Below are 20196 nucleotides of genomic sequence, written 5' to 3' on the forward strand. Positions count from 1 at the left end.
AGATGGAGCTATTGCTACGTGACGAGGTTCACCGGCAAGCTCGGGCGCTGGAGTAGATTTGTGGGGATTCCTCAGGGCCTGAGCGCTATGCAAAAGATAAAGTCTTTGGAGATTTAATATGACAGGTATGTCTCAATTCAAATGCTTGAAAAAACCAATAGTACTGCCTGCGTCTATTCATGCTGCGCAGCCTGATCAAGCTTCATTTGCTGACCATGAAACAAACTCTTGTGTAAAAACGATATTCTCCGATGTTGCATATATCACTGGGCAGCGTCGATTCTGGTTGCTGCCCGAGCGACTCAGGGATTTGCTTGTTGAGTGCCATGAAGAACTTGCGGAGTCGCTATCCCAAGCGGACAAAGACACCCGTAATAATGCATTGGCAAGGCATGGGCTGCATGAGCCATTCATACCTGTTGATGCATATGTATTCCTAAATCCAGACGACCAGGGAGTATATGACGGTCTAGAGGAGGATATCCGCCAGGTTCGTGCGGAACTGGAGGCTGACGAGCCATTGGTTCTTAAGCGGTTTGAAGAAGCGGAAAAGAGATTGCTGTCGAAGCGAGGCGTGGAAGCGCAGAGGCCATATTTGCAGGAGTATCGAGCCGCACAGCAAGAAATTGAGACTAAAGTCCGATCTAGGCGGATGCATCTCAGAGCATTGACCGTTAATAGGCAGAAATTAAGAAGTAAAGGATATGCCGTAGCAAGGTCGCTAGGGTTTCATATAGAGAATAAAAAAATCTATGGGGCTCGTGAAGTTGCCATCAGAACGGCTCTGGAGGAATATAACTCCTTTATGGCTAAGGTTAGAAGTTACTCTTTTGAGGAGTATAATCGCCTTTCTAGTCAGTATGAGCCGATTTGGAATGTGCTCGATGCTTATAAAAAGATCATTATTTCTTGCGACGCGGGTGAGTTGAATTGCCGCGCCCTGAACGACTATCGAGAGTATTATAACTACTTGTTAGAGTACCGCCTTGGAGGGTACATTGAGCCAATTATTAGGCTGGCTAACTTGGGTATTGCTACGCCTGAATTTGCTCTTAGTATAGCCGATAATATGGCTAGCGGTCTGAAAGACTACCAAGCATACATGGAGCTCATGCAGCAGAAACAGACCCTAATCAGTCGGGCCGAGGAACGATACGAAGAATTTGTCAAGGCAACTGGGGGATTTTCACCACCACCAGCTGAGCTGCTAGAAGAGGAGCGAGCCATGCTTGCTCCTCTACAAAAAGAAGCTGATCGCCTCTTTGGTCGTGCTCAGAGAAATATGCTAAGTATTCGGCCTAGTCGACGGCTTCTATGGGACACGAATAATTATGTTATGCGCGAACAAGATAGCGTATGCAATGACGACATTCCTCTCCGCGAGTTAAGCCTTGCCTCTAGTAAAAAGCCACTAGTACATATCAGTCTCTATGATCTAGCTGAAAAGTGTGACGTTGAGTTGGCTTCAAGGCTTAAGAAGGATCATGCCCGAACAGCTCGATATGCCTCTCTGCATAAAGCAGATCCAGATATGATACTAACGCAGTTTCTGGAGCGTAATGGCGCTATTTCAATTGAGGAGCAAGATTCCAAGTGGTTCGACAAGAACGGCGTTTTTCTTCCTGGAGAATTTTTTTCCAAGCTAAACGACGCTGGACATGAGGTCCAAGGCTTGGAGGCTTATGCCGAGCAATGGGGCCAGCATCTTACTCAGATGGTCTTTGAGGACAGTGCACGGCAGCAGCTCATTCTTTTTGATACATCTTATCAAGCGCAGTTCGTCAGAATGCTTGGTATGGGGAGTAGTGCAGATAGTGTAAATAGCCTCGTTCGCTATAATTCTCCTAGTGTAATACCTGTTGCCGAATTGGATGTGTTAAGTACGCGACTTGATACGTTAGATGTATCAGGCAGCGCAGATGCGAGCGGGATTGACTCAGACCCCAAAGTGATGAAGGAGAGGAGACTCGCAAGCGCAGAGTTGGGGATGACAGTCAACCTTGCGCGGGCTGAAGTAGATCTGGTTAAGATCGAACTCCCTCCAAAGAGCGAAGCGGTTCCTGTCGAGCTACGATTTATTGATGGTGATGGACAAGAAGCCTCTCAGTCGATGGGAAGTTTTTATCTTAACTATAGTGTAGTTGCTTGGGGTTTTGCGGGGGTGAGCTTAATGATGGCCCGCGAAATTGCACTGAAAGTCGACGAAAAAGGCCTGCCAAGCATAAGTGGAATTGATTTTGCTGAACGCAGTGGGTTGCTAGGAAAGCTTAAGCTTTATGCCGGGGCCGAAGTGGGCTGCACAATAGAAGGTGGAGTTAATTGGAGGCCACCTAAAGATGCAGCAATCCTTAATTCTGGCCTGTCCAGTGAGATAAACTGGATTACTCTTTTGGGCGCTAAACTTGATGCGTCTATCGGAGCTGGTGTCGGAATTGAATTCGATTTTAATTTGATGACGGATAGAGGCAGGCTCATGCTCTGCATCAAAGCTGCAGTATTCTTCGGGCCCGGTGCTAAAGGAGCATTTAGCTTTGAAGTCAATGGAGCAGCCCTTGACAGTATCCTCATGCTCTATCGTCGAATCCTTATGAAAAATAATTTTCGTCGAATTCACTGGATCGATGAGAATGCATTTACCTATCTTAGTAAAGTTACACTTTTTGGGTGCGTTACACTGGGGAGTATGGCTGAGTTTGGCGCTTTGCTCTCGGTCAAGGTAGACTCCTTAATCGATGAAATTACAGGTAAGCCTGGTAAGCGAGCTGGATTGCTTGCTTATACAATTGCTAATGATATTCGACAAGATGCGATGGCGCGATGGTTCCTAGGTATGCCGCCAGAGACTCTAGGTCCATTGCTGTATACTCTTACGAGTACTCCGCATGATTTCAGTTTTCAAAGTCGAAACGATGATGAGGTTAAGTATTTTTCGGACGAAGAGGCATGTGAGTTTCAGCAGGTTGCAATATACCGTTGCCTGCTCTGGGTAAAGGGTAATGCGCTTGGTAAACCATTCAGCTCTACGACTCCAAATGCGGCGCAGATTCTATTCCAAAAAGCGTTGGAGCGAATGAGCATCGATTCAGGGCACTCAGATAACAAGCTGACTGTGGCTATCAATAATCGTAAGCAGCTTGATAGTTTTATGGGGCGATATTCTAGGAAGAGGAGTGTTCTTGCAGCGCAGAGGGCTTACAACTCTTTAGTTAGAGAGTTATCACTGTATTTTTATGATTAATTTGTTTGATGAGGGGTTTCCATGAGGATTGGAGTGATTTTGCTGTTTCTCAGTGCATTGTTTTCAGGTTTATCACATGCACAAGAAGCTGGCGAAGATTCTTTTGAAAAAGGAATGGTTCTTTATAATCAGAATAAATGGGTAGAGTCACAGTCTCCGCTGAAGGTGGCTGCAGAGGCTGGCGGGCGAGAGGCTCAATATTATTTAGCTGAGTCTATAAGGCTGGCAAATAGGTACATGACTAATGAAGCGGCTAGCTGGTATGTGGCGGCAGCAGAGCAAGGTGATATATTTGCCATGTTGCGTTTGTCAAAGCGCGACACGTTATGCATTGCAAAAAAATGTGCTAAGGATAATAAGTTTTGGGAGAAAAAAGCACTTGAGGTCGCAGGAAGAAAAGCCAGCGAAGGCGATAGTTCTGCCATGTACGCCATGTATTTCTTAACAGGAGATAAAAAGTGGTTGATGAAATCAGCCGAGGCAGGGAATGGTGAGGCTGGATATTTTCTAGTGAGATTAATGCTTGACGATACTTGGGATCGTGAAACAGGAAGGTCAGCTCTGACTAAGGAGGCTAAGCAATATCTCGAAAAAGCAGCTTTCGATGGAAATCCCAATGCCATGGAGTTGTTCTCCGAGTTTCTCAGTGAAGAGGGTGACTACCAGAGCTCAAAGAAATGGCTTGAAAGTTGTTTGGATACAAGTCATTATGAATGTATATTGCGAATGGAAATGATCCATCAAGGCGATAATATAAGAGATGAGGGGCTTGGCTATAAGCCTGAAAAGGCTATAGCTTATGGTTTGTTCTTGTTTAGGGTTGATTCGCTCGGTTCCCCCAAGCCTGAGACCGATCTCACGCCAGAGTTTAGAGAGTCTTTGACAAGTGAGGACAAGGCTCGCGGAGAGGCTTTTTTTAAGGAATGGAAAGAAACGCATCCACCTGTTTCTTATCATGTCAGGAAATTTGGGTTTTAAAGATAATGCCACGTGAGGACAAAAACGAGAGCGACATCTGACCAATAAGACGGATGACGCGTACCTGCAGCGAAGGTGACATCCAACTGCACGCTGGTCTTTCACCTATGCTCTGTGCGCATAGCTGTTCGACTTGTCCGTTCTAGTCCTTATCCAATTTCTATGCAGAAGACAGTACGCCAGCGAGCAATTGCTTTAGCGTTGTTAGATCATCAGGAAATATTTCGGGCACGGCAATCATGGCTGCGGATTATATTGGTTCAGGCCACGAAGTTAGATTTCAAAATCTGATGCAGACGGGTACGCCGCAAGTCGATATGGTTGGGCAGACTGTTAAGCTTGGAGGAATGGGCGTTCAGCGATCAGCGGGCTATGGATAGGTGGGATTTGCCGGGCGCTTACGGTAAAAACAGATCTTCTGCTTTCTTTTTATGTGATAAAGCTTGGCTGTTGAAAGAGATGTGTAGTTGTTGCGTGTGATATATCTACTTAAGTGGGCTTCGTGTTTTTCTTAATAGGGCAATTGTAATGAGGCTGGCAGTTGTATCGTTTTTTGTATTTGTGCTACTAGGGCCTGTGTTCTTTTTGCTGTTTATGGAACATGGAGCTGTTTTTAGTATAAGGGTGTCATATTTTCTTGTGTTCTATGTGGTGTCCGTGCCAGTAATTTTGCTTGCATGGTTTGTTTTCTGGTATTTTACGGCTCCGTTGGCAAGAATCCTTAGCCTATCATCTGTAGGCTTTGGGCGTGCTGCTGTATTCGGTGCCGTAGCTGGATTTGTTGTTGCTTACATTTCAAACTTCTTGCCTCCTTTGTTTTTAAGAATCAATGACTCATCTATTTATTTTGCGCTTGCAACCGCTGTTTGTGCTTCTATTAGCTGCCTCCCTCCGATCAGTATAGAATCCAAAGGTCGAAATCACGATAAATAAGTGCTTTGAGTCGGGGCTCTAGTAAAGAACAAATCATGCATGAGAGGAGTTATGTAGTGGCAGAGTATCATCCATCTGCCTCTCGTATACTCATGCTGGTTGAACATCTGGAGTTTTGCTAGCACCAGCCTGAGCGTAACGCGCGACTTGAATTCAGACTAGGAAACAACCGCTCTATCGGCGAAGACTCTCGCCCTGAGTCAGTGTCTGGGGTCAATAGCTCACTACAGTTCACCCAATAACTGTAGCAAGGCCAGTGATTTAGAACGAGGCATTACAGTAATACCTCTCGCCCCAAAACTCCTACAACCGCGCCGCCACCGGCAAGCTGACCACTTTGCCCTGGCGTTGCACCGGTGCCGGGCGGCGTAGGGTGCGGAGCATGTCGGCGGCCTGGGCCAGTTGTTGTTGCAGTTCTTCCTGGTATTGCGCCAGTTGCTCGCTGCGTTTGCGGCTTTGCTGGGTTTCCTGGGCCAGGGCCTTGAGGCGCAGCATGTGGCTTTCCAGCATCTGTTTGTGTTCTAGGGTGTGTTGCATCAGCGGCATCAGGGCGTCGGCTGCCCATTGTTCGGCGTCGTGGCGCAGGCGTTGGTGCAGGCCGATGGCTTCCTGCGCCAAAGTGGCGAAGAAGCGGCGGGTGAGGCTGCGTTGCTCGGTGAGCAGGGTTTTCAGGTGCAGGCGGAACTGGTCGCCCTTGGCCTGTAGCTGGCGCAGCTCGCGCCAGTAGCGCTTGATCTGCAACTGCGGGGCGTCGACGCCGTGCAGTGGGCTCGCTTCGTTGTGCCGTTGGTAGATGGCGGCGACCATCTTGTTGGCCAGGTCGGCTTCGTGCTGCAGGTTGTGCAGATCCTGCTCCACGGCCTGGAAAAACCTGACGATGGCCTGGTTGATGCCCAGGGTGGTCCAGCTGCCGCTGAGGTTGCGACGAACTTTTTCCAAGTGTTCCTGCAGGCGTTCGGCGCGTACCGCATGGCGCAGCAACTGGCCCTGGCGTTGCAGCAGGCGCTGGTTGGTCTTCAGCCCCAGCAGGCGCTTGTGGTGCAGGTTGTGATCGTCCTTGGTCTTGGCGGTCAGTTCCAGCAGTAGCTGGCCGTTGTCCTGCTGGTGGTTGCCGAGCAGGGCCAGTTGTTCGTTGACCTTTTCCAGGCGCAGGCCAAGTACGTGCTGGCTGTTGTTGAGCAGTGCCAGCACCTGACGCACCACCTGTTCTTCGATCAGGCGTTCCTTCTGCGCGACGATGCGTTCGCACAGCAGGTTTTCCAGTTCACTCATCTGGCTGCGCGCCAGCAGCGCTTCGTCCTTGCGCACCTTGGCCAGCAGCGCCTGCTTGGCCGACAACGGCAGCACGTCGGCCTGGTCGAGGCCAAGTTGCTTGGCCGTGGCGCTCTGCATCTGGGCGATGGCGTTGTGCACGAAGGCTTCGCCGGCCAGGTCGTCCCACAGCACGTCGATCTTGTTCAGCACGGCGAACAGGCTGGTAGGCGTGTCTTCATCGAGCTGGCGGATGTGCTGCTGCCAGATCTGCATGTCGCTGGCGGTGACGCCGGTATCGGCGGCCAGCAGGAAGATGATGGCCTGGGCATTGGGCAGCATCGACAGGGTCAGTTCCGGCTCGCTGCCAAGGGCGTTGAGGCCGGGCGTGTCGAGAATGCGCAGGCCCTGGCGCAGCAAGGGGTGGTCGAAGTTGACCATGGCATGACGCCAGGCTGGCACCAGTACATGACCGCGCTTGTCCGCACTTTCCAGCATGTCCGGGTGGAAGCCGAGCTGGATCGCCTGTTCCACGGGCATGACCTTGGTCTTGGCCACCTGGCTGAAGGCCTGGGCCATGTTCTCCGGGTCGCTGCTGTCCAGCGGGATGCTCACCCAATGGCGGGGAATGCGTTTGAACTGGGCCACGCTGGCAGAGGTGCTGCGTGTCTCGATGGGCAGCAGGTGAATGTAGGAGCGTTCCGAGCGTGGATCGAAGAATAGCTCGGTGGGGCACATGGTGGTGCGCCCGGCCTGGGAGGGCAGCATGCGCTGGCCATATTCGGAGAAGAACAGGCTGTTGATCAGTTCGGTCTTGCCGCGCGAGAACTCGCCGACGAAGGCCAGGGTGATGTGGTCGGTACGCAGCAGCTTGAGGGCGCGCTCGAGTTTGCTGGTGACGGCGTCGGAGCTGAGACGGTTGTGTTCGAGCCAGCCCCGGTAGCGGGTGATCTCGCGGATCAGTTCGCGCTTCCAACCTACGTAGGCATCCACCTGCTGACTGAGACGTTCCATGCTCATCCTGGCTCTCCTCTCGGGCGATACGTACAGCAACACGGTTCAGGGCGTTCGATAGCTGCAGTGCTCGGCCTTGGCCTGGCACGGGCGCCTCATTCAGCCGCCAGGGTGCATGGGGTCATGCGGTTAGCCTGCATTATGCGAGGTACGAGGTGAGCGTCAATCGCTGCTGCGACAGTCCCGCCTTATGGTCGGCTGGGGTGGCCGAGCGGTCGTCAGGGGCGCTGCAGGCCAGGCAGGGAGGGCAGGCAGCGGGGCGCATGGATGCGCAGGCGTTTCTGCCGGTTCAGCTCGCCGCTTTCCAGGCTCACCTGGCTCTTGGCAACGCCGAAGGCCTTGGCCAGGAAGGCCTGCAGGTGGGCGTTGGCCTTGCCTTCCACCGGCGGTGCGGTGAGGCGGATCTTCAGCCGCTCACCGTGCAGCCCGGCGAACTCGTCCTTGCTCGCCTTGGGCTGCAGGTGGCAGTCGAGGATCAGATCCTCGCCGTCCCAGCGGTAGAAACTCATCCTCAGAGGAAGGGGCTGAGCATGGGCGGCAGGCCGGTATAGGCCGCCAGGCCGCCGATGATGAAGCGATCCGCCAGGTTGATGGCGATGAAGGCGAAGATCGGCGATATATCCAGGCCGCCCAGGTTAGGCAGCAGGCGGCGGAAGGGCGCCAGCAGCGGTTCGCAGATCTGGTTCACCAGTTGTGCGCCGGGGTTGTAGCTGCCGGGCGCGACCCAGGAGAGGATCACGCTGATGATCAGGGCGAAGAAGAACACCTTTAGGAACAGCGAGGTCACGCCGATCATCGACCACACCAGCAGTTGCAGGATGAAGCCGCCGACGTTGTAGCCCATCAGGGTCAGGGTGACGATCATCAGCAGCAATTGCACCACGATGGCCAGGATCAGCGAGGCCAGATCCAGCCCGGCGATGCCGGGGATGATGCGGCGCAGCGGCGTCAGCAGCGGCTGTGTGGCCTTGACGATGAACTGGCTGAGCGGGTTGTAGAAGTCGGCGCGCACCAGTTGCAGGATGAAGCGCAGCAGCACGATCAGCAGGTACAGGCTGCCGAGGGTCTGGATGATGTAGATGAGGGCTTCGATGAGTCCGGACATGCTGTCTCCTTTTAAGGGCACTTGATACTTCGGCGTGGTCGTCGTCGACAGACCCTAGCCCAGTTGCTCGGCCAGTTCGGCCGAACGGTTGGCGGCGGCATCGAGTGCCTGTTGTACCAGCGCCTCGAAGCCGCCGGCCTGGAAGGTTTTGATCGCCGCTTCGGTGGTTCCGTTCGGTGAGGTGACGCGGCGGCGCAGCTCGCCGGCGTCCACGTCGCTTTCGCTGGCCATGCGTGCGGCGCCCAGGGCGGTGTGGATGCTCAGGCGTGCGGCGGTCTCATGTGGCAGGCCGAGTCGTTCGCCGGCTGCGGTCATGGCCTCGATCAGCAGGAAGAAGTAGGCCGGGCCGCTGCCGGAAACGGCGGTGACGGCATCGAGCTGGCTTTCCTCGTCCAGCCACAGGGCCAGGCCGACCGCGCTCAGCACCTGCTCGGCCTGCGCCTTCTGCTCGGCGCTGACGCGCGGGTTGGCGAACAGGCCGGATACGCCCTGGCGCAGCAACGCCGGTGTGTTGGGCATGCAGCGCACCACCGGGCGCTCGCCCAGCCATTTCTCCAGGCTGGCGCAACTGATGCCGGCGGCGATGGAGACTATTACCTGGTTCGGTGTGAGGTGTGCGGCCAGATCCAGGCACACTGCCTTCATGACCTGCGGCTTTACCGCCAGCACGATCAGGTCGGCGCCTTTGATGGCTTCGGCGTTGTCAGCGAAGGTGGCGATGCCCTGTTCCTGCTGCAGCCGTGCGCGTTGTTCGCTGCCAGGCTCGCTGGCGCGGATGGCGCTGGCCGCCACGCCCTGGGCGCGCAGGCCGCCAATCAGGCTGGCGGCCATGTTGCCGGCGCCGACGAAGGCGATGATCGGGTTGCTCATTGCGGGAATTCCTTCATTCAGTGAGTGGGCTGGCCATAGTCGCGGGCGCCGAACAGGGCGGTGCCTATGCGTACCCAGGTGGCGCCTTCGGCGATGGCGGCTTCCAGGTCATGGCTCATGCCCATGGACAGGGTGTCGAGGTTCAGCGCCAGGTCGTCACGCAACTGGCGCAGACGGGCGAAGGCAGCGTGCTGCGCGGCGACATCATCGGTGGGTTCGGGTATCGCCATCAGCCCGCGCAGGCGCAGGTTGGGCAGAGCGGTCACGGCTTGGGCCAGCTCCGCCAGCTCTGCAGGGCTGCAGCCGGATTTGCTCTGCTCACCGCTGACATTGACCTGCAGGCAGATATTCAGCGCGGGCAGGTGCGCAGGGCGTTGGTCGGACAGGCGTTGGGCGATTTTCAGGCGATCCACCGAATGTACCCAGTCGAAATGCTCGGCGATGGGCCGGGTCTTGTTTGACTGAATGGGGCCGATGAAGTGCCAGATCAAGGGCAGGTCACTCAAGGTGGCCTGTTTTTCCAGTGCTTCCTGCAGGTAGTTCTCGCCGAAGTCGCGGATACCGGCGGCATGCGCCTCGCGAATGGCCTCGGCGGGTTTGGTCTTGCTCACCGCGAGCAGGCCGATCCCTGCAAAATCGCGCTGCGATGCTTGCGCCGCCTCACGGATGCGCGCTCCGACCTTTGCAATATTCTCTGCTATCGTGGACATTACTTGCGGCCCGGCCGTTAAGCGTTCGCGGCATTCTACCTGCTTGCCTGCAATTGGGGAGTCCCATGGATATTACCGAGCTGCTTGCCTTCAGCGCCAAGCAAGGCGCGTCGGATTTGCACCTCTCGGCCGGTTTGCCGCCGATGATCCGCGTCGACGGCGACGTGCGCCGCATCAACCTGCCACCGCTGGATCACAAGCAGGTGCACGCGCTGATCTACGACATCATGAACGACAAGCAGCGCAAGGATTACGAGGAATTCCTCGAGACCGACTTCTCCTTCGAGGTGCCGGGCGTGGCGCGTTTCCGGGTCAACGCCTTCAATCAGAACCGGGGCGCCGGTGCGGTGTTCCGTACCATTCCGTCCAAGGTGCTGACCATGGACGACCTGGGCATGGGTGAGGTGTTCCGCAAGATCACCGACGTGCCGCGCGGCCTGGTGCTGGTCACCGGCCCGACCGGCTCGGGCAAGTCGACCACCCTGGCGGCGATGCTCGACTACCTCAATAGCAACAAGTACCACCATATCCTCACCATCGAAGACCCCATCGAATTCGTCCACGAGTCGAAGAAGTGCCTGGTCAACCAGCGCGAGGTGCACCGCGATACCCATGGCTTCTCCGAAGCGCTGCGCTCGGCGCTGCGGGAAGACCCGGACATCATCCTGGTGGGCGAAATGCGGGATCTGGAGACCATCCGCCTGGCGCTGACCGCGGCGGAAACCGGCCACTTGGTATTCGGCACCCTGCACACCACCTCCGCGGCCAAGACCATCGACCGCGTGGTCGACGTGTTCCCCGCCGAGGAAAAATCCATGGTGCGCTCGATGCTTTCCGAATCGCTGCAGGCGGTGATCTCGCAGACCCTGCTGAAGAAGATCGGCGGCGGTCGCGTGGCGGCCCACGAAATCATGATCGGTACGCCGGCCATCCGTAACCTGATCCGTGAGGACAAGGTGGCGCAGATGTATTCGGCGATCCAGACTGGCGGCGCGCTGGGCATGCAGACCCTCGATGCCTGCCTCAAGACCCTGGTTGCCAAGGGGCTGGTGAGCCGCGACAGCGCGCGGGAAAAGGCCAAGAGCCCGGAAAATTTATAGGAACGGTGTGGGCGCGAGCATCGCGAGCGAAGCTTTTGGCGTTAGCCTATTCGCGAGCAGAGCTCGCTCCTACGATCCGGCAGTCACCTGCCGGGCGGTATTGCACACGAAGCTACGAGAGCGACGATGGAATTCGAGAAACTGCTGCGTCTGATGGTGGAAAAGGGTGGTTCGGATCTGTTCATCACCACCGGCGTACCGCCTTCGATGAAGGTCAATGGCAAGATCATGCCGGTGACCAAGAACCCCATGACCCCGGAGCAGGCTCGCGAAACCGTGCTGGGGGTGATGAATGATGCCCAGCGCCGCGATTTCGCCGAGCACCACGAGTGCAACTTCGCCATCAGCGCGCGCGGCATCGGCCGCTTCCGCGTCAGCGCCTTCTACCAGCGCAACCTGGTGGGCATGGTGCTGCGCCGCATCGAAACCAACATTCCCACCCTCGACGACCTCAAGCTGCCGGAAGTCCTCAAAAAACTGTCGCTGACCAAGCGCGGCCTGGTGTTGTTCGTCGGTGCCACCGGCACGGGTAAATCCACCTCTCTGGCGGCGATGATCGGCTACCGTAACCGCAACAGCAGTGGCCATATCATTTCCATCGAGGATCCGATCGAGTACATCCACCAGCACCAGAGTTGCATCGTCACCCAGCGTGAGGTGGGCATCGACACCGACTCCTTCGAGGTGGCGCTGAAGAACACCCTGCGCCAGGCTCCGGACGTCATCATGATCGGCGAGGTGCGTACCCGCGAAACCATGGATCACGCCGTGGCCTTCGCCGAGACCGGCCACCTATGCTTGGCCACCCTGCACGCCAACAACGCCAACCAGGCGCTGGATCGCATCATCAACTTCTTCCCACCGGATCGACACAACCAGGTGTGGATGGATCTGTCGCTCAACCTCAAGGCCATCGTCGCCCAGCAACTGGTGCCGACCCCGGACGGCAAGGGCCGTCGCGCGGTGATCGAGGTGCTGATCAACACGCCGCTGGCCGCCGACCTGATCCGCAAGGGCGAGATCCACGAACTCAAGAGCCTGATGAAGCGCTCCACCGAGCAGGGCATGCAGACCTTCGATCAGGCGCTGTACAACCTCTACACCCAGGGCGAGATCACCTACGAGGACGCGCTGCTTTATGCCGACTCGGCCAACGACCTGCGCCTGATGATCAAGCTGGGCTCGGAAACCGATGGCGACCACCTGACGAGCATGGCGCAGGGCCTGTCGCTGGAGATCAGCGAGGAAGATCCGGGGCGTCGTTTCCGCTGATGGTGGTTTCTCCAAGGCATTGCTGATCGCCCCAATCGAGCCCGCGTAGGCTGGGTGTGGAGCTTCCCGGGTTTCGCTGCGCTCAACCCAGGCTACGGGCTGCCAGACGGGGGACGCGATGCGTCCCCTTCGTTCATTCGGGCAATGCGTTTGCCCTTCCTGCCGACCAACGTCAGGGCTTGGCCGTCGCGCTGCGCGCCGGCACGCGCCTCGCTCATCAATTGCGGAATCAACGGCCCTTCCGGCAGGTGCTTCCAGAAGCGTAGCGGCAGATGCTGCTGCAGCACCGTGCGATTGAGTCGCGCCGGGTTGAAGGTGCTGCCGTAGTAGGCGCGCCATAGCGCCTGGCCGTCATCCTCGGGCTGTTGTGCCCAGGCTTGCCACTGCGCCGGGCAGCGCCGCTCGTGCTGCAGGTGCTGGCCATCCCAGAGCACGCCATCGCGTGGGGTGGCGATCAACCAACTGTGCTTGCCCAGGCGTTCGGCGAAGTGGCCGCTGGCCGAGGCGAGGATGTCGTGCGCCGGCTCGAACCAGGCGGTGAAGTCCGGCGCGCCTTCGGTCTTGCATGGCTGGAAGCGGACGAAGGCGTGCAGGTGGTGCGCTTCACGGCGCACGGCCTTGAGCCGGCGCTGCAGCTCGCTGCCGTCGGGGTCGCCGGCCAGGATGGCGCTGCGCTCGCCCTGCACGAAGCGCCAGAGCACCCGGTACAGCAGGCTCCAGCGCTCGTCGCCACGGTATTGCGCAGCGCTGTCCAATAGCTCCAGCAACTCGGGAGAAACGCGCAGGCGGCCGCTGGGCTCCGGTGCGCGCTCGGCCGCTTCATCGAACAGGCCGGGCGTGCTTTCTTCGTCCAGCCATTGCACCTGATGAGGGGCCAGCCCCTGCAGCAAGGCGCGGCGTGCTGCCTGGCGCCAGGTGGCGAAGGTGCCGTCGAAGCGCAGGCTGTGCATCACCACAGCGCCATCTGTGCCGGGGTGTCGCGCAGTTGCTGGCGCAGCACCATGGATTCGTGTTCGGCGCGCGGTGGGCGGTAGTCCTGGGTGACGATGAAGGGTTTGGCCTTCTCTAGTACGCAGCGCAGGCGGGTAAGGTCTTCATAGCGGATGCGTCGCTCACGCCGCAGCGCACCCAGGCGCCGCGCACTGAGCACGCCGATGCCAGGCACGCGGGCGATCAAGGACTCATCGGCGCGGTTCAGGTCGACGGGGAATTGCTCGCGATTGGCCAGCGCCCAGGCCAGCTTGGGGTCGATGTCCAGCGCCAGGTTACCGGGGCCAGCCAACAGCTCCGTGGCGCTGAAGCCATAACCGCGCATGAGGAAGTCGGCCTGATACAGACGGTGTTCGCGTAGCAATGGCGGCGCCTCGAAGGGCACGGTTTTCGGGCTTTGTGGGATGGGGCTGAAGGCCGAGTAGTAGACGCGGCGCAGGCGATAGTCGCTGTAAAGCGTCTGCGCGTTGTGCAGGATGGTGCTGTCGTCGGTGGTGTCGGCGCCAACGATCATCTGCGTGCTCTGCCCGGCTGGGGCGAAGCGTGGCGCGCGGCGTTCCTCCCGGGCTTCGCGTTCGCCCAGATGGATGCTGTGCATGGCCTGGTGGATGCTGCCGACGTTCTTCTCCGGGGCCAGGCGTACCAGGCTGGTCTCGGTGGGCAGTTCGATATTGACGCTGAGGCGATCGGCATACAGGCCGGCTTCGGCGATCAATTCCGGCGCGGCGTCGGGGATGGTCTTGAGGTGAATGTAGCCACGGAACTGGTGCTCCCGGCGCAGCAGCTTGGCGACGCGGATCAACTGCTCCATGGTGTAGTCGGCCGAGCGGATGATGCCGGAGCTGAGGAACAGGCCGCTGACGCAGTTGCGCTTGTAGAAGTCCAGGGTCAGGGTCACCACTTCCTCGGGCGTGAAGCGCGCCCGTGGCACGTCGCTGGAGCGGCGGTTGATGCAGTATTGGCAGTCGTACAGGCAGAAGTTGGTCAGCAGGATCTTCAGCAGCGCCACGCAACGACCGTCCGGTGTGTAGCTGTGGCAGATGCCCATGCCGTTGGTCGAGCCGATTCCTTCCTTGCCCTTGGAGCTGCGTTTCGGTGCGCCGCTGCTGGCACAAGAGGCATCGTACTTGGCGGCATCGGCGAGGATGGTGAGCTTTTCGATCAGTTGCATGCGGAGGATATTGATACTGTTTTTATATACAGTATCCGGGTGCCGCAATGCTATCAAGCCATTCGTGCGGTTGTTCCGTGAGGCCTGGTAGAGGAAACCTTTTCAACAACCGTGGCGTCATAATGCTATCTCGCACAAGGAGTACTCCATGCAACGACAGGATACGCACAGCAAGCTGATCGGCTATCTGCTGTGGATCTTCGGCTTCCTCGGCTCGCATCGCTTCTACTACGGCAAGCCGGTCACCGGCACCATCTGGTTCCTTACCCTGGGCTTGCTGTTCATCGGCTGGATCATCGATCTGTTTCTGATTCCGGCGATGGATCGCGAAGCGGATCTGCGTTTTACCGCAGGTGAAACCGACTACAACGTGGCCTGGATACTGCTGACCTTCCTCGGCGTGTTCGGCGTGCACCGCATGTACCAGGGCAAATGGATTACCGGAATCATCTATCTGCTGACCGGCGGCCTGTTTCTGGTTGGTGTGCTCTATGACTTCTGGACACTCAATACGCAAATTTCCATCAAGAACGCTCAGCGCGGCTGATCGGCAGGGAACTGCGTTCTGGCGTCTCGCTCAAACGCTGCAGAGCGAGGCGTCTGCCTTGCAGGAATTCCCTACAGGGATGTGCCACTTGCAGTAAACGAGGCACCCATGAATTCCGAAGAACGAACCCTGATCGATGGCTTGTTCTCGCGTCTGCACGACGCCGAGCGGCAGAGCGCTGCCCGCGATGCCGAGGCCGATGCGCATATCGCCGAGCATGTCGCGCGCCAGCCGGCGGCGCCTTATTACATGGCGCAGACCATTCTGATTCAGGAGGCGGCACTCAAGCGCCAGGATCAGCGGGTCAAGGAGCTGGAAACGCAACTGGCCGAGGCGCAGCAGCAACGCCCCAGCAGCGGCGGCTTTCTTTCCGGTTTGTTCGGTGGCGGGGCGCGTGAGGCGCAGCCGCAGCCGCAGCCGAGCTCGCGCCCGGACGGCTGGGGGCAGACGCGCTTTTCCCAGGGCGCTGCCGCCAGCGATCCGCGCCCGGCGCAACCGGCTGCACTGCCGGGGCAGGGCGGTGGTTTCATGCGCGGTGCCTTGCAGACGGCGGCCGGTGTGGCCGGTGGTGTGATGATGGCCGATATGCTCAGCGGCCTGTTCCATCACGGCAGCCCGACGGAGATCGTCGAGGTGGTCGAGCCTCCGCTGCAGCAGGATCCCGGCAATTTCGATGCGGGTTCGCCAGGCGACAGCTATGCCGATGACAGCTACTTCGACGGTGGTGATTTCTTCGACGGTGGTGACGACAGCTTTTTCAGCTAAACGACGCGGATGACGGCATCGCACAGGCTGCCGTCATCCGCCTGGAGGCTTCAGTCGTCGCTGTCGTCATCATCCCCGCCGTCGACCTTCATGCCCAGTTCCTTGATCTTGCGGGTCAGGGTATTGCGGCCCCAGCCCAGCAATAGGGCGGCATCGCGGCGACGGCCGGCGGTGTGCTTGAGGGCGGTCTCGATCATGATGCGCTCGAAGGCCGGCACGGCGCTGTCGAGCAGGTTGGACTGGCCACGCGCCAAGGCCTGGTCGGCCCACAGGCGCAGTGCCTGCTCCCAGTTGGTTACCGGGGCGGCGTCCTGCGGCTGGGTCAGCAGCTCGGGCGGCAGGTCGTCGACATGCACCTCGCGGCCCGAGGCCATGACGGTGATCCAGCGGCAGGTGTTCTCCAACTGGCGCACGTTGCCCGGCCAGGGCAGGTGCTTGAGGTAGTCCTCTGTCTCGCTCTTGAGCAGCTTGGGCTCGACTGCCAGCTCCTGCGCCGCACGGGCGAGGAAGTGGTTGGCCAGGGTGGGGATGTCCTCGCGGCGGTCGGCCAGGCGCGGAATATGGATGCGGATGACGTTGAGGCGGTGGAACAGGTCTTCGCGAAACTTGCCGGCCTGCACCAGGGTTTCCAGGTTCTGGTGGGTGGCGGCGATGATGCGCACGTCCACCTTCACCGGGGTATGACCACCGACCCGGTAGAACTCGCCATCGGCCAGCACGCGCAGCAGGCGCGTCTGGGTATCGGCCGGCATGTCGCCGATCTCGTCGAGGAACAGGGTGCCACCGTCGGCCTGCTCGAAGCGGCCACGGCGCTGGTTGGCCGCGCCGGTGAAGGCGCCTTTCTCATGGCCGAACAGCTCGGACTCCATCAAATCCTTGGGGATCGCAGCCATGTTCAGAGCGATGAACGGCGCGGCCGCGCGCGGGCTGTGGCGGTGCAGGGCATGGGCGACCAGCTCTTTGCCGGTACCCGACTCGCCGTTGATCAGCACGGTGATATTGGAGTGGGACAGGCGGCCGATGGCGCGGAACACCTCCTGCATCGCCGGCGCCTCGCCGATGATTTCCGGGGTACGTGCCTGTGCTGCTGGCGCGGCCAGGCTCTGTTGCTCCTGGGCGTGCTGGAAGGCGCGCTTGACCAGAGAGACCGCTTCGTCGACGTCGAACGGCTTGGGCAGGTACTCGAAGGCACCGCCCTGATAGCTGGCCACGGCGCTGTCCAGGTCCGAGTGCGCGGTCATGATGATCACCGGCAGGCGCGGGTACAGCTCGCGGATTCGAGCCAGCAGGTCGAGGCCGCTGGCCCCCGGCATGCGGATGTCGGAGATGATCACGTCCGGCTGCTGGCGGGTCAGGCGGGCGAGGACGCCGTCGGCACTGTCGAAGCTCTGGATGCTCATGCCTTCCTGTTGCAGGGCCTTTTCCAGTACCCAGCGGATGGAACGATCGTCGTCGACAATCCAGACGGTTTCGTTGCGGCTCATGGCGTGGTCGCTCCTTGTTCCAGTGGCAGGAAGATCGAGAACACGGTGTGGCCTGGGTGGCTCTCGCATTCGATCAGGCCCTGATGCTGACTGATGATGTTCTGGGTGATGGCCAGGCCCAGGCCGGTGCCGTCGGCACGACCGCTGACCATGGGGTAGAAGATGGTTTCCTGCAGTTCCGGCGGGATGCCAGGGCCGTTGTCCATGATCTCCACCTTGACCACCAGGCGGTGGCGGGTATGGCCGATGGTGAACTGGCGCAGGGTACGGGTGCGCAGGCTGATGCGGCCCAGGCCCATGTCGTGCTTCTGCCCGGCGATGGCCTGCATGCCGTTGCGCACGATATTGAGCACGGCCTGGATCATCTGCTCACGGTCGATCAACAGGTCGGGGATGCTCGGGTCGTAATCACGCACCAGAATGACGCTGCCCTGTGCCTCGGCCTCGATCAGGTTGGCCACCCGTTCCAGCACTTCGTGCACGTTGGTCATCGCCAGCGACGGCAGCTTGTTCGAGCCGAGCATGCGGTCGACCAGGTTACGCAGGCGGTCGGCCTCTTCGATGATGACGTTGGTGTAGTCCTTGAGCTCTTCGTTGGGCAGCTCGCGCGACAGCAGTTGCGCTGCGCCACGGATGCCGCCCAGCGGGTTCTTGATCTCGTGAGCCAGGCCGCGCACCAGCAGTTTGGTGGTTTCCTGCTTGGATAGCTGCGCTTCTTCCTTGGTGATGCGCAGCAGACGGTCACGTGGGTGCACCTCCAGCAGCAGCAGGGTTTCGCCCTTGCTGAACAGCGGGGTGACGGCGTAGTCCACGGTCAGGGTCTGGCCGGTCACAGAGGTCAGCACGGCTTCGCGCTTGTTGAACGGGTGCGCCTGTTCCACCGCCTGGCGCAGGGAGGACAGCGCCTCGGGCGATTCGGTGAACAGTTCGCTGATGAACTGGCCATGGCTGCGCTGGCCGCTGACGGCCAGCAGCATCTCCGCCGCCGGGTTCATGTACTCAAGGCATAACTGGCTGTTGAGCAGCAGGGTGGCGGTGGTCAGGTTGTCGAGTAGCAGGCGGTGCAGCGCGTCGTTGATAGTCATAGGCAGTGCGTTCCGGCAATGGGCAGGAAAATGCAAGAAGCAAACCAAGGCCCCGAAAAGACGCATTTTTTCTGCGTCATCTCGGGATCAGGGCGGACTGCAAGGCGATCAGGCGGGACGTTTCGACCCAAAACAGGGAGAGAATAAAGTTTGGTGCGATTTAATGCACCAAATTGGTGCCTGCTAGAGAAAAGGAAGGATGCTGGACTTCTCTGGGGGCTTGTCTTTCAGCGGGCATTCCGGGCGCACGCCATAGTCGTCCTTCTTGCACGGCCTGATCTTGCGCTTCTGCGCCAGCGACATGCGGTGCATGTGAAAGGGTTGCGCTGGGGTGCGTTCGACGATCAGGCCGGCGGCATCGACGATCTCGCCCACCAACTGGTGCGTGCCACGGTCGACATGCTGCAGGGAAAAAACCGGGCTGCGGCTGGGTTCGCCCTGTGGCTGGCCATCGAGTAGCAGGCGGTAGCTGTGGCCGGGCAGCAGGCCGGGTTCGCTGGTCAGGGTGACGATCATGTCGCCCGAGGCATGGTGGATCGAGGCATCCGGCTCGGGCAGCAGAATACGCAGGAGCTGGTAGTGCACCACCGGCTTGGTCACGGGCGATGGGGCAACGCGAACGCTGGATTGGGGCCTAGTCATCTGGGTGCTGTTGGAGGGCGCGATATATACGCGCTCGGCACTGCTGCTGCGGGGCTTGTCGGTGAATACGCGATTACCTTCGGCATCGATATAGGTGTAGACCTGCGCTTGAGCGCCCTGGGCCAGCAAGAGCAGGCCCAGCAGAAGTGTTCGCATCATCATCCGTTGCTTGCAGGCTTGGCGGGTTTGGGAGCCGGCTTAGGGGGCGGCGGAGCGGCCGGTTTCCTGGCCGGGCTGTTGAGGCTGATGCGTTGCACGGTGAAGGTCTCGGTCGCGCTTTGCTGGATCACTCGATCGCCGTCCAGCACCGCCACGGCCAGGCTGTGTTCGCCACGGTCGATATTGGTCAGTTGCAGGCTCGGCACATTGCTCGCCTGGCCGTAGGGCTGCCCGTCGAGGATCAGGCGCAGGCGGTGACCCGGCTGCAGGCGCGGCTGAATGTTCACGCCGACGACGAAGGAGCCGTTGTTGGCGCGCATGGCTTCGTCGTCGGGGATGCCGGTGAGCCGCAGCACTTTGTAGGGCGCCTCAGCCTTCTCTTCGCCAGAGGATGTGGGTGGGGGAAGCTTGGGCGTTTGCATATCCACCGTATTGGTCGGCGGCAGCTCGACGCTCTCGGCGGGAGTGCCCTCTGGCGGTTGGTTGGTGTACACCGTATTGCCGTTGGCGTCGGTGTACTTGTAGATTTGCGCGCTGGCCGGCAGGGCCAGGGCGAGCAGCAGGCAGACGAGTAATGGGCGCATGGGCCTATCCTTGCTCGGTAGATGATCTAAGCCTTGCACTGCTATGGGTTCCTGGCAAGCGTGGGGCGCTTTGGCTGTGACCTTTGCCTGCAAAAGCAGGGTGCTTTCATCAGAAAGGTTCTTCGCGTTCTTGGGGGAATGCCTGGTTGATACCGGACTGGCAATACTGTGTTGGTGTTTCAGGGGCTTGTTCCGGATTGCCGCGTTTTTGCTGATGTTTCTGGTTTCGCCCTCCCGGGCGAGTCACTTTGCGGGCAAAGTAACCAAAACCCTCCGCCCGATCATCCGGCCCTGGCTG

18 protein-coding genes are annotated in these 20196 nt (G+C 58.9%); 6 read left to right on the forward strand and 12 right to left on the reverse strand.

The genetic code is table 11. From position 1 onward, the window contains the following. The first annotated feature begins 118 nt into the window (after nt 1-118). Complete coding sequence (locus ACSVIK_RS24955; protein WP_442446830.1) at nt 119-3238, forward strand: hypothetical protein; 3120 nt, start codon at nt 119-121, stop codon at nt 3236-3238. A gap of 21 nt (nt 3239-3259) precedes the next feature. Continuing rightward, nucleotides 3260-4216 (forward strand): tetratricopeptide repeat protein, encoded by a 957-nt coding sequence (locus ACSVIK_RS24960; RefSeq protein ID WP_442446831.1) that lies wholly within the window; start codon nt 3260-3262, stop codon nt 4214-4216. A gap of 1236 nt (nt 4217-5452) precedes the next feature. Here ACSVIK_RS24960 and ACSVIK_RS24965 read toward each other — a convergent pair. From ACSVIK_RS24965 to ACSVIK_RS24985, 5 genes are all read right to left on the reverse strand, one after another. Further along, on the reverse strand, nt 5453-7420 hold the full coding sequence (locus ACSVIK_RS24965) for a dynamin family protein (RefSeq protein ID WP_442446832.1): 1968 nt from the start codon (nt 7418-7420) through the stop codon (nt 5453-5455). Between the two features lie 212 nt (nt 7421-7632). After that, complete coding sequence (locus ACSVIK_RS24970) at nt 7633-7923, reverse strand: DUF167 domain-containing protein (protein WP_442446833.1); 291 nt, start codon at nt 7921-7923, stop codon at nt 7633-7635. Between the two features lie 2 nt (nt 7924-7925). After that, entirely contained in the window at nt 7926-8519 is a 594-nt protein-coding gene (locus ACSVIK_RS24975) for a YggT family protein (RefSeq protein WP_268179319.1), read from the reverse strand. Nucleotides 8520-8573: 54 nt separating this feature from the next. After that, nucleotides 8574-9389 (reverse strand): pyrroline-5-carboxylate reductase, encoded by an 816-nt coding sequence (gene proC, locus ACSVIK_RS24980; protein WP_442446834.1) that lies wholly within the window; start codon nt 9387-9389, stop codon nt 8574-8576. Between the two features lie 17 nt (nt 9390-9406). Next, nucleotides 9407-10099 carry a YggS family pyridoxal phosphate-dependent enzyme gene (locus ACSVIK_RS24985; protein ID WP_442446835.1) on the reverse strand — a complete coding sequence of 231 codons (693 nt, stop codon included), beginning with the start codon at nt 10097-10099 and terminating at the stop codon, nt 9407-9409. A 65-nt stretch (nt 10100-10164) separates the two neighbouring features. Between ACSVIK_RS24985 and ACSVIK_RS24990 the strand changes: the two genes are divergently transcribed. Both ACSVIK_RS24990 and ACSVIK_RS24995 read left to right on the forward strand, forming a co-directional pair. Then, nucleotides 10165-11199, forward strand: coding sequence for a type IV pilus twitching motility protein PilT (locus ACSVIK_RS24990; RefSeq protein ID WP_268179316.1), 1035 nt, complete (start codon nt 10165-10167; stop codon nt 11197-11199). Between the two features lie 126 nt (nt 11200-11325). After that, nucleotides 11326-12471: a PilT/PilU family type 4a pilus ATPase gene (locus ACSVIK_RS24995; protein ID WP_442446836.1), complete on the forward strand. Its 1146-nt coding sequence runs from the start codon at nt 11326-11328 to the stop codon at nt 12469-12471. 92 nt (nt 12472-12563) lie between these two features. Here ACSVIK_RS24995 and ACSVIK_RS25000 read toward each other — a convergent pair whose 3' ends face one another. Together ACSVIK_RS25000 and ACSVIK_RS25005 are read right to left on the reverse strand one after the other, a co-directional pair. After that, nucleotides 12564-13421 (reverse strand): TIGR03915 family putative DNA repair protein, encoded by an 858-nt coding sequence (locus ACSVIK_RS25000; protein WP_442446837.1) that lies wholly within the window; start codon nt 13419-13421, stop codon nt 12564-12566. Further along, entirely contained in the window at nt 13421-14632 is a 1212-nt protein-coding gene (locus ACSVIK_RS25005) for a putative DNA modification/repair radical SAM protein (RefSeq protein ID WP_442446838.1), read from the reverse strand. The genes ACSVIK_RS25000 and ACSVIK_RS25005 overlap by 1 nt, the downstream gene beginning before the upstream one ends. A 148-nt stretch (nt 14633-14780) precedes the next feature. Between ACSVIK_RS25005 and ACSVIK_RS25010 the strand changes: the two genes are divergently transcribed. Together ACSVIK_RS25010 and ACSVIK_RS25015 are read left to right on the forward strand one after the other, a co-directional pair. Continuing rightward, entirely contained in the window at nt 14781-15179 is a 399-nt protein-coding gene (locus ACSVIK_RS25010; RefSeq protein ID WP_442446839.1) for an NINE protein, read from the forward strand. Nucleotides 15180-15287: 108 nt separating this feature from the next. Then, nucleotides 15288-15944 (forward strand): DUF2076 domain-containing protein, encoded by a 657-nt coding sequence (locus tag ACSVIK_RS25015; protein WP_442446840.1) that lies wholly within the window; start codon nt 15288-15290, stop codon nt 15942-15944. A gap of 50 nt (nt 15945-15994) precedes the next feature. On the opposite strand, the gene ntrC is transcribed toward ACSVIK_RS25015, so the two are convergent. The 5 genes from ntrC to ACSVIK_RS25040 form a co-directional block, all read right to left on the reverse strand. Next, nucleotides 15995-17428: a nitrogen regulation protein NR(I) gene (gene ntrC / locus ACSVIK_RS25020; protein ID WP_268179310.1), complete on the reverse strand. Its 1434-nt coding sequence runs from the start codon at nt 17426-17428 to the stop codon at nt 15995-15997. Continuing rightward, on the reverse strand, nt 17425-18513 hold the full coding sequence (glnL, locus tag ACSVIK_RS25025; RefSeq protein WP_268179309.1) for a nitrogen regulation protein NR(II): 1089 nt from the start codon (nt 18511-18513) through the stop codon (nt 17425-17427). The genes ntrC and glnL overlap by 4 nt, the downstream gene beginning before the upstream one ends. 183 nt (nt 18514-18696) lie before the next feature. Continuing rightward, nucleotides 18697-19311 (reverse strand): DUF4124 domain-containing protein, encoded by a 615-nt coding sequence (locus ACSVIK_RS25030; RefSeq protein WP_442446843.1) that lies wholly within the window; start codon nt 19309-19311, stop codon nt 18697-18699. Nucleotides 19312-19313: 2 nt separating this feature from the next. Continuing rightward, entirely contained in the window at nt 19314-19898 is a 585-nt protein-coding gene (locus tag ACSVIK_RS25035; RefSeq protein WP_442446841.1) for a DUF4124 domain-containing protein, read from the reverse strand. A 109-nt stretch (nt 19899-20007) separates the two neighbouring features. Next, nucleotides 20008-20196, reverse strand: a 189-nt coding sequence (locus tag ACSVIK_RS25040; protein WP_442446842.1) for a hypothetical protein, incomplete at its 5' end; no start/stop codon positions are given.

The organism is Pseudomonas sp. NCHU5216 (genome assembly GCF_052156495.1).
Classification (GTDB): Bacteria; Pseudomonadota; Gammaproteobacteria; order Pseudomonadales; family Pseudomonadaceae; genus Aquipseudomonas.

Bases quoted from the DNA above. Each gene is read 5' to 3' on its own strand.
- ACSVIK_RS24970 (WP_442446833.1), bottom strand. From the start codon at position 7,923: ATGAGTTTCTACCGCTGGGACGGCGAGGATCTGATCCTCGACTGCCAC.
- ACSVIK_RS25000 (WP_442446837.1), bottom strand. From the start codon at position 13,421: ATGCACAGCCTGCGCTTCGACGGCACCTTCGCCACCTGGCGCCAGGCA.
- ACSVIK_RS24990 (WP_268179316.1), top strand. From the start codon at position 10,165: ATGGATATTACCGAGCTGCTTGCCTTCAGCGCCAAGCAAGGCGCGTCG.
- ACSVIK_RS25035 (WP_442446841.1), bottom strand. From the start codon at position 19,898: ATGCGCCCATTACTCGTCTGCCTGCTGCTCGCCCTGGCCCTGCCGGCC.
- ACSVIK_RS24995 (WP_442446836.1), top strand. From the start codon at position 11,326: ATGGAATTCGAGAAACTGCTGCGTCTGATGGTGGAAAAGGGTGGTTCG.
- proC (WP_442446834.1), bottom strand. From the start codon at position 9,389: ATGAGCAACCCGATCATCGCCTTCGTCGGCGCCGGCAACATGGCCGCC.
- ntrC (WP_268179310.1), bottom strand. From the start codon at position 17,428: ATGAGCCGCAACGAAACCGTCTGGATTGTCGACGACGATCGTTCCATC.
- ACSVIK_RS24985 (WP_442446835.1), bottom strand. From the start codon at position 10,099: ATGTCCACGATAGCAGAGAATATTGCAAAGGTCGGAGCGCGCATCCGT.
- ACSVIK_RS25015 (WP_442446840.1), top strand. From the start codon at position 15,288: ATGAATTCCGAAGAACGAACCCTGATCGATGGCTTGTTCTCGCGTCTG.
- ACSVIK_RS24955 (WP_442446830.1), top strand. From the start codon at position 119: ATGACAGGTATGTCTCAATTCAAATGCTTGAAAAAACCAATAGTACTG.
- glnL (WP_268179309.1), bottom strand. From the start codon at position 18,513: ATGACTATCAACGACGCGCTGCACCGCCTGCTACTCGACAACCTGACC.
- ACSVIK_RS25005 (WP_442446838.1), bottom strand. From the start codon at position 14,632: ATGCAACTGATCGAAAAGCTCACCATCCTCGCCGATGCCGCCAAGTAC.
- ACSVIK_RS24960 (WP_442446831.1), top strand. From the start codon at position 3,260: ATGAGGATTGGAGTGATTTTGCTGTTTCTCAGTGCATTGTTTTCAGGT.
- ACSVIK_RS25010 (WP_442446839.1), top strand. From the start codon at position 14,781: ATGCAACGACAGGATACGCACAGCAAGCTGATCGGCTATCTGCTGTGG.
- ACSVIK_RS24965 (WP_442446832.1), bottom strand. From the start codon at position 7,420: ATGAGCATGGAACGTCTCAGTCAGCAGGTGGATGCCTACGTAGGTTGG.
- ACSVIK_RS25030 (WP_442446843.1), bottom strand. From the start codon at position 19,311: ATGCGAACACTTCTGCTGGGCCTGCTCTTGCTGGCCCAGGGCGCTCAA.
- ACSVIK_RS24975 (WP_268179319.1), bottom strand. From the start codon at position 8,519: ATGTCCGGACTCATCGAAGCCCTCATCTACATCATCCAGACCCTCGGC.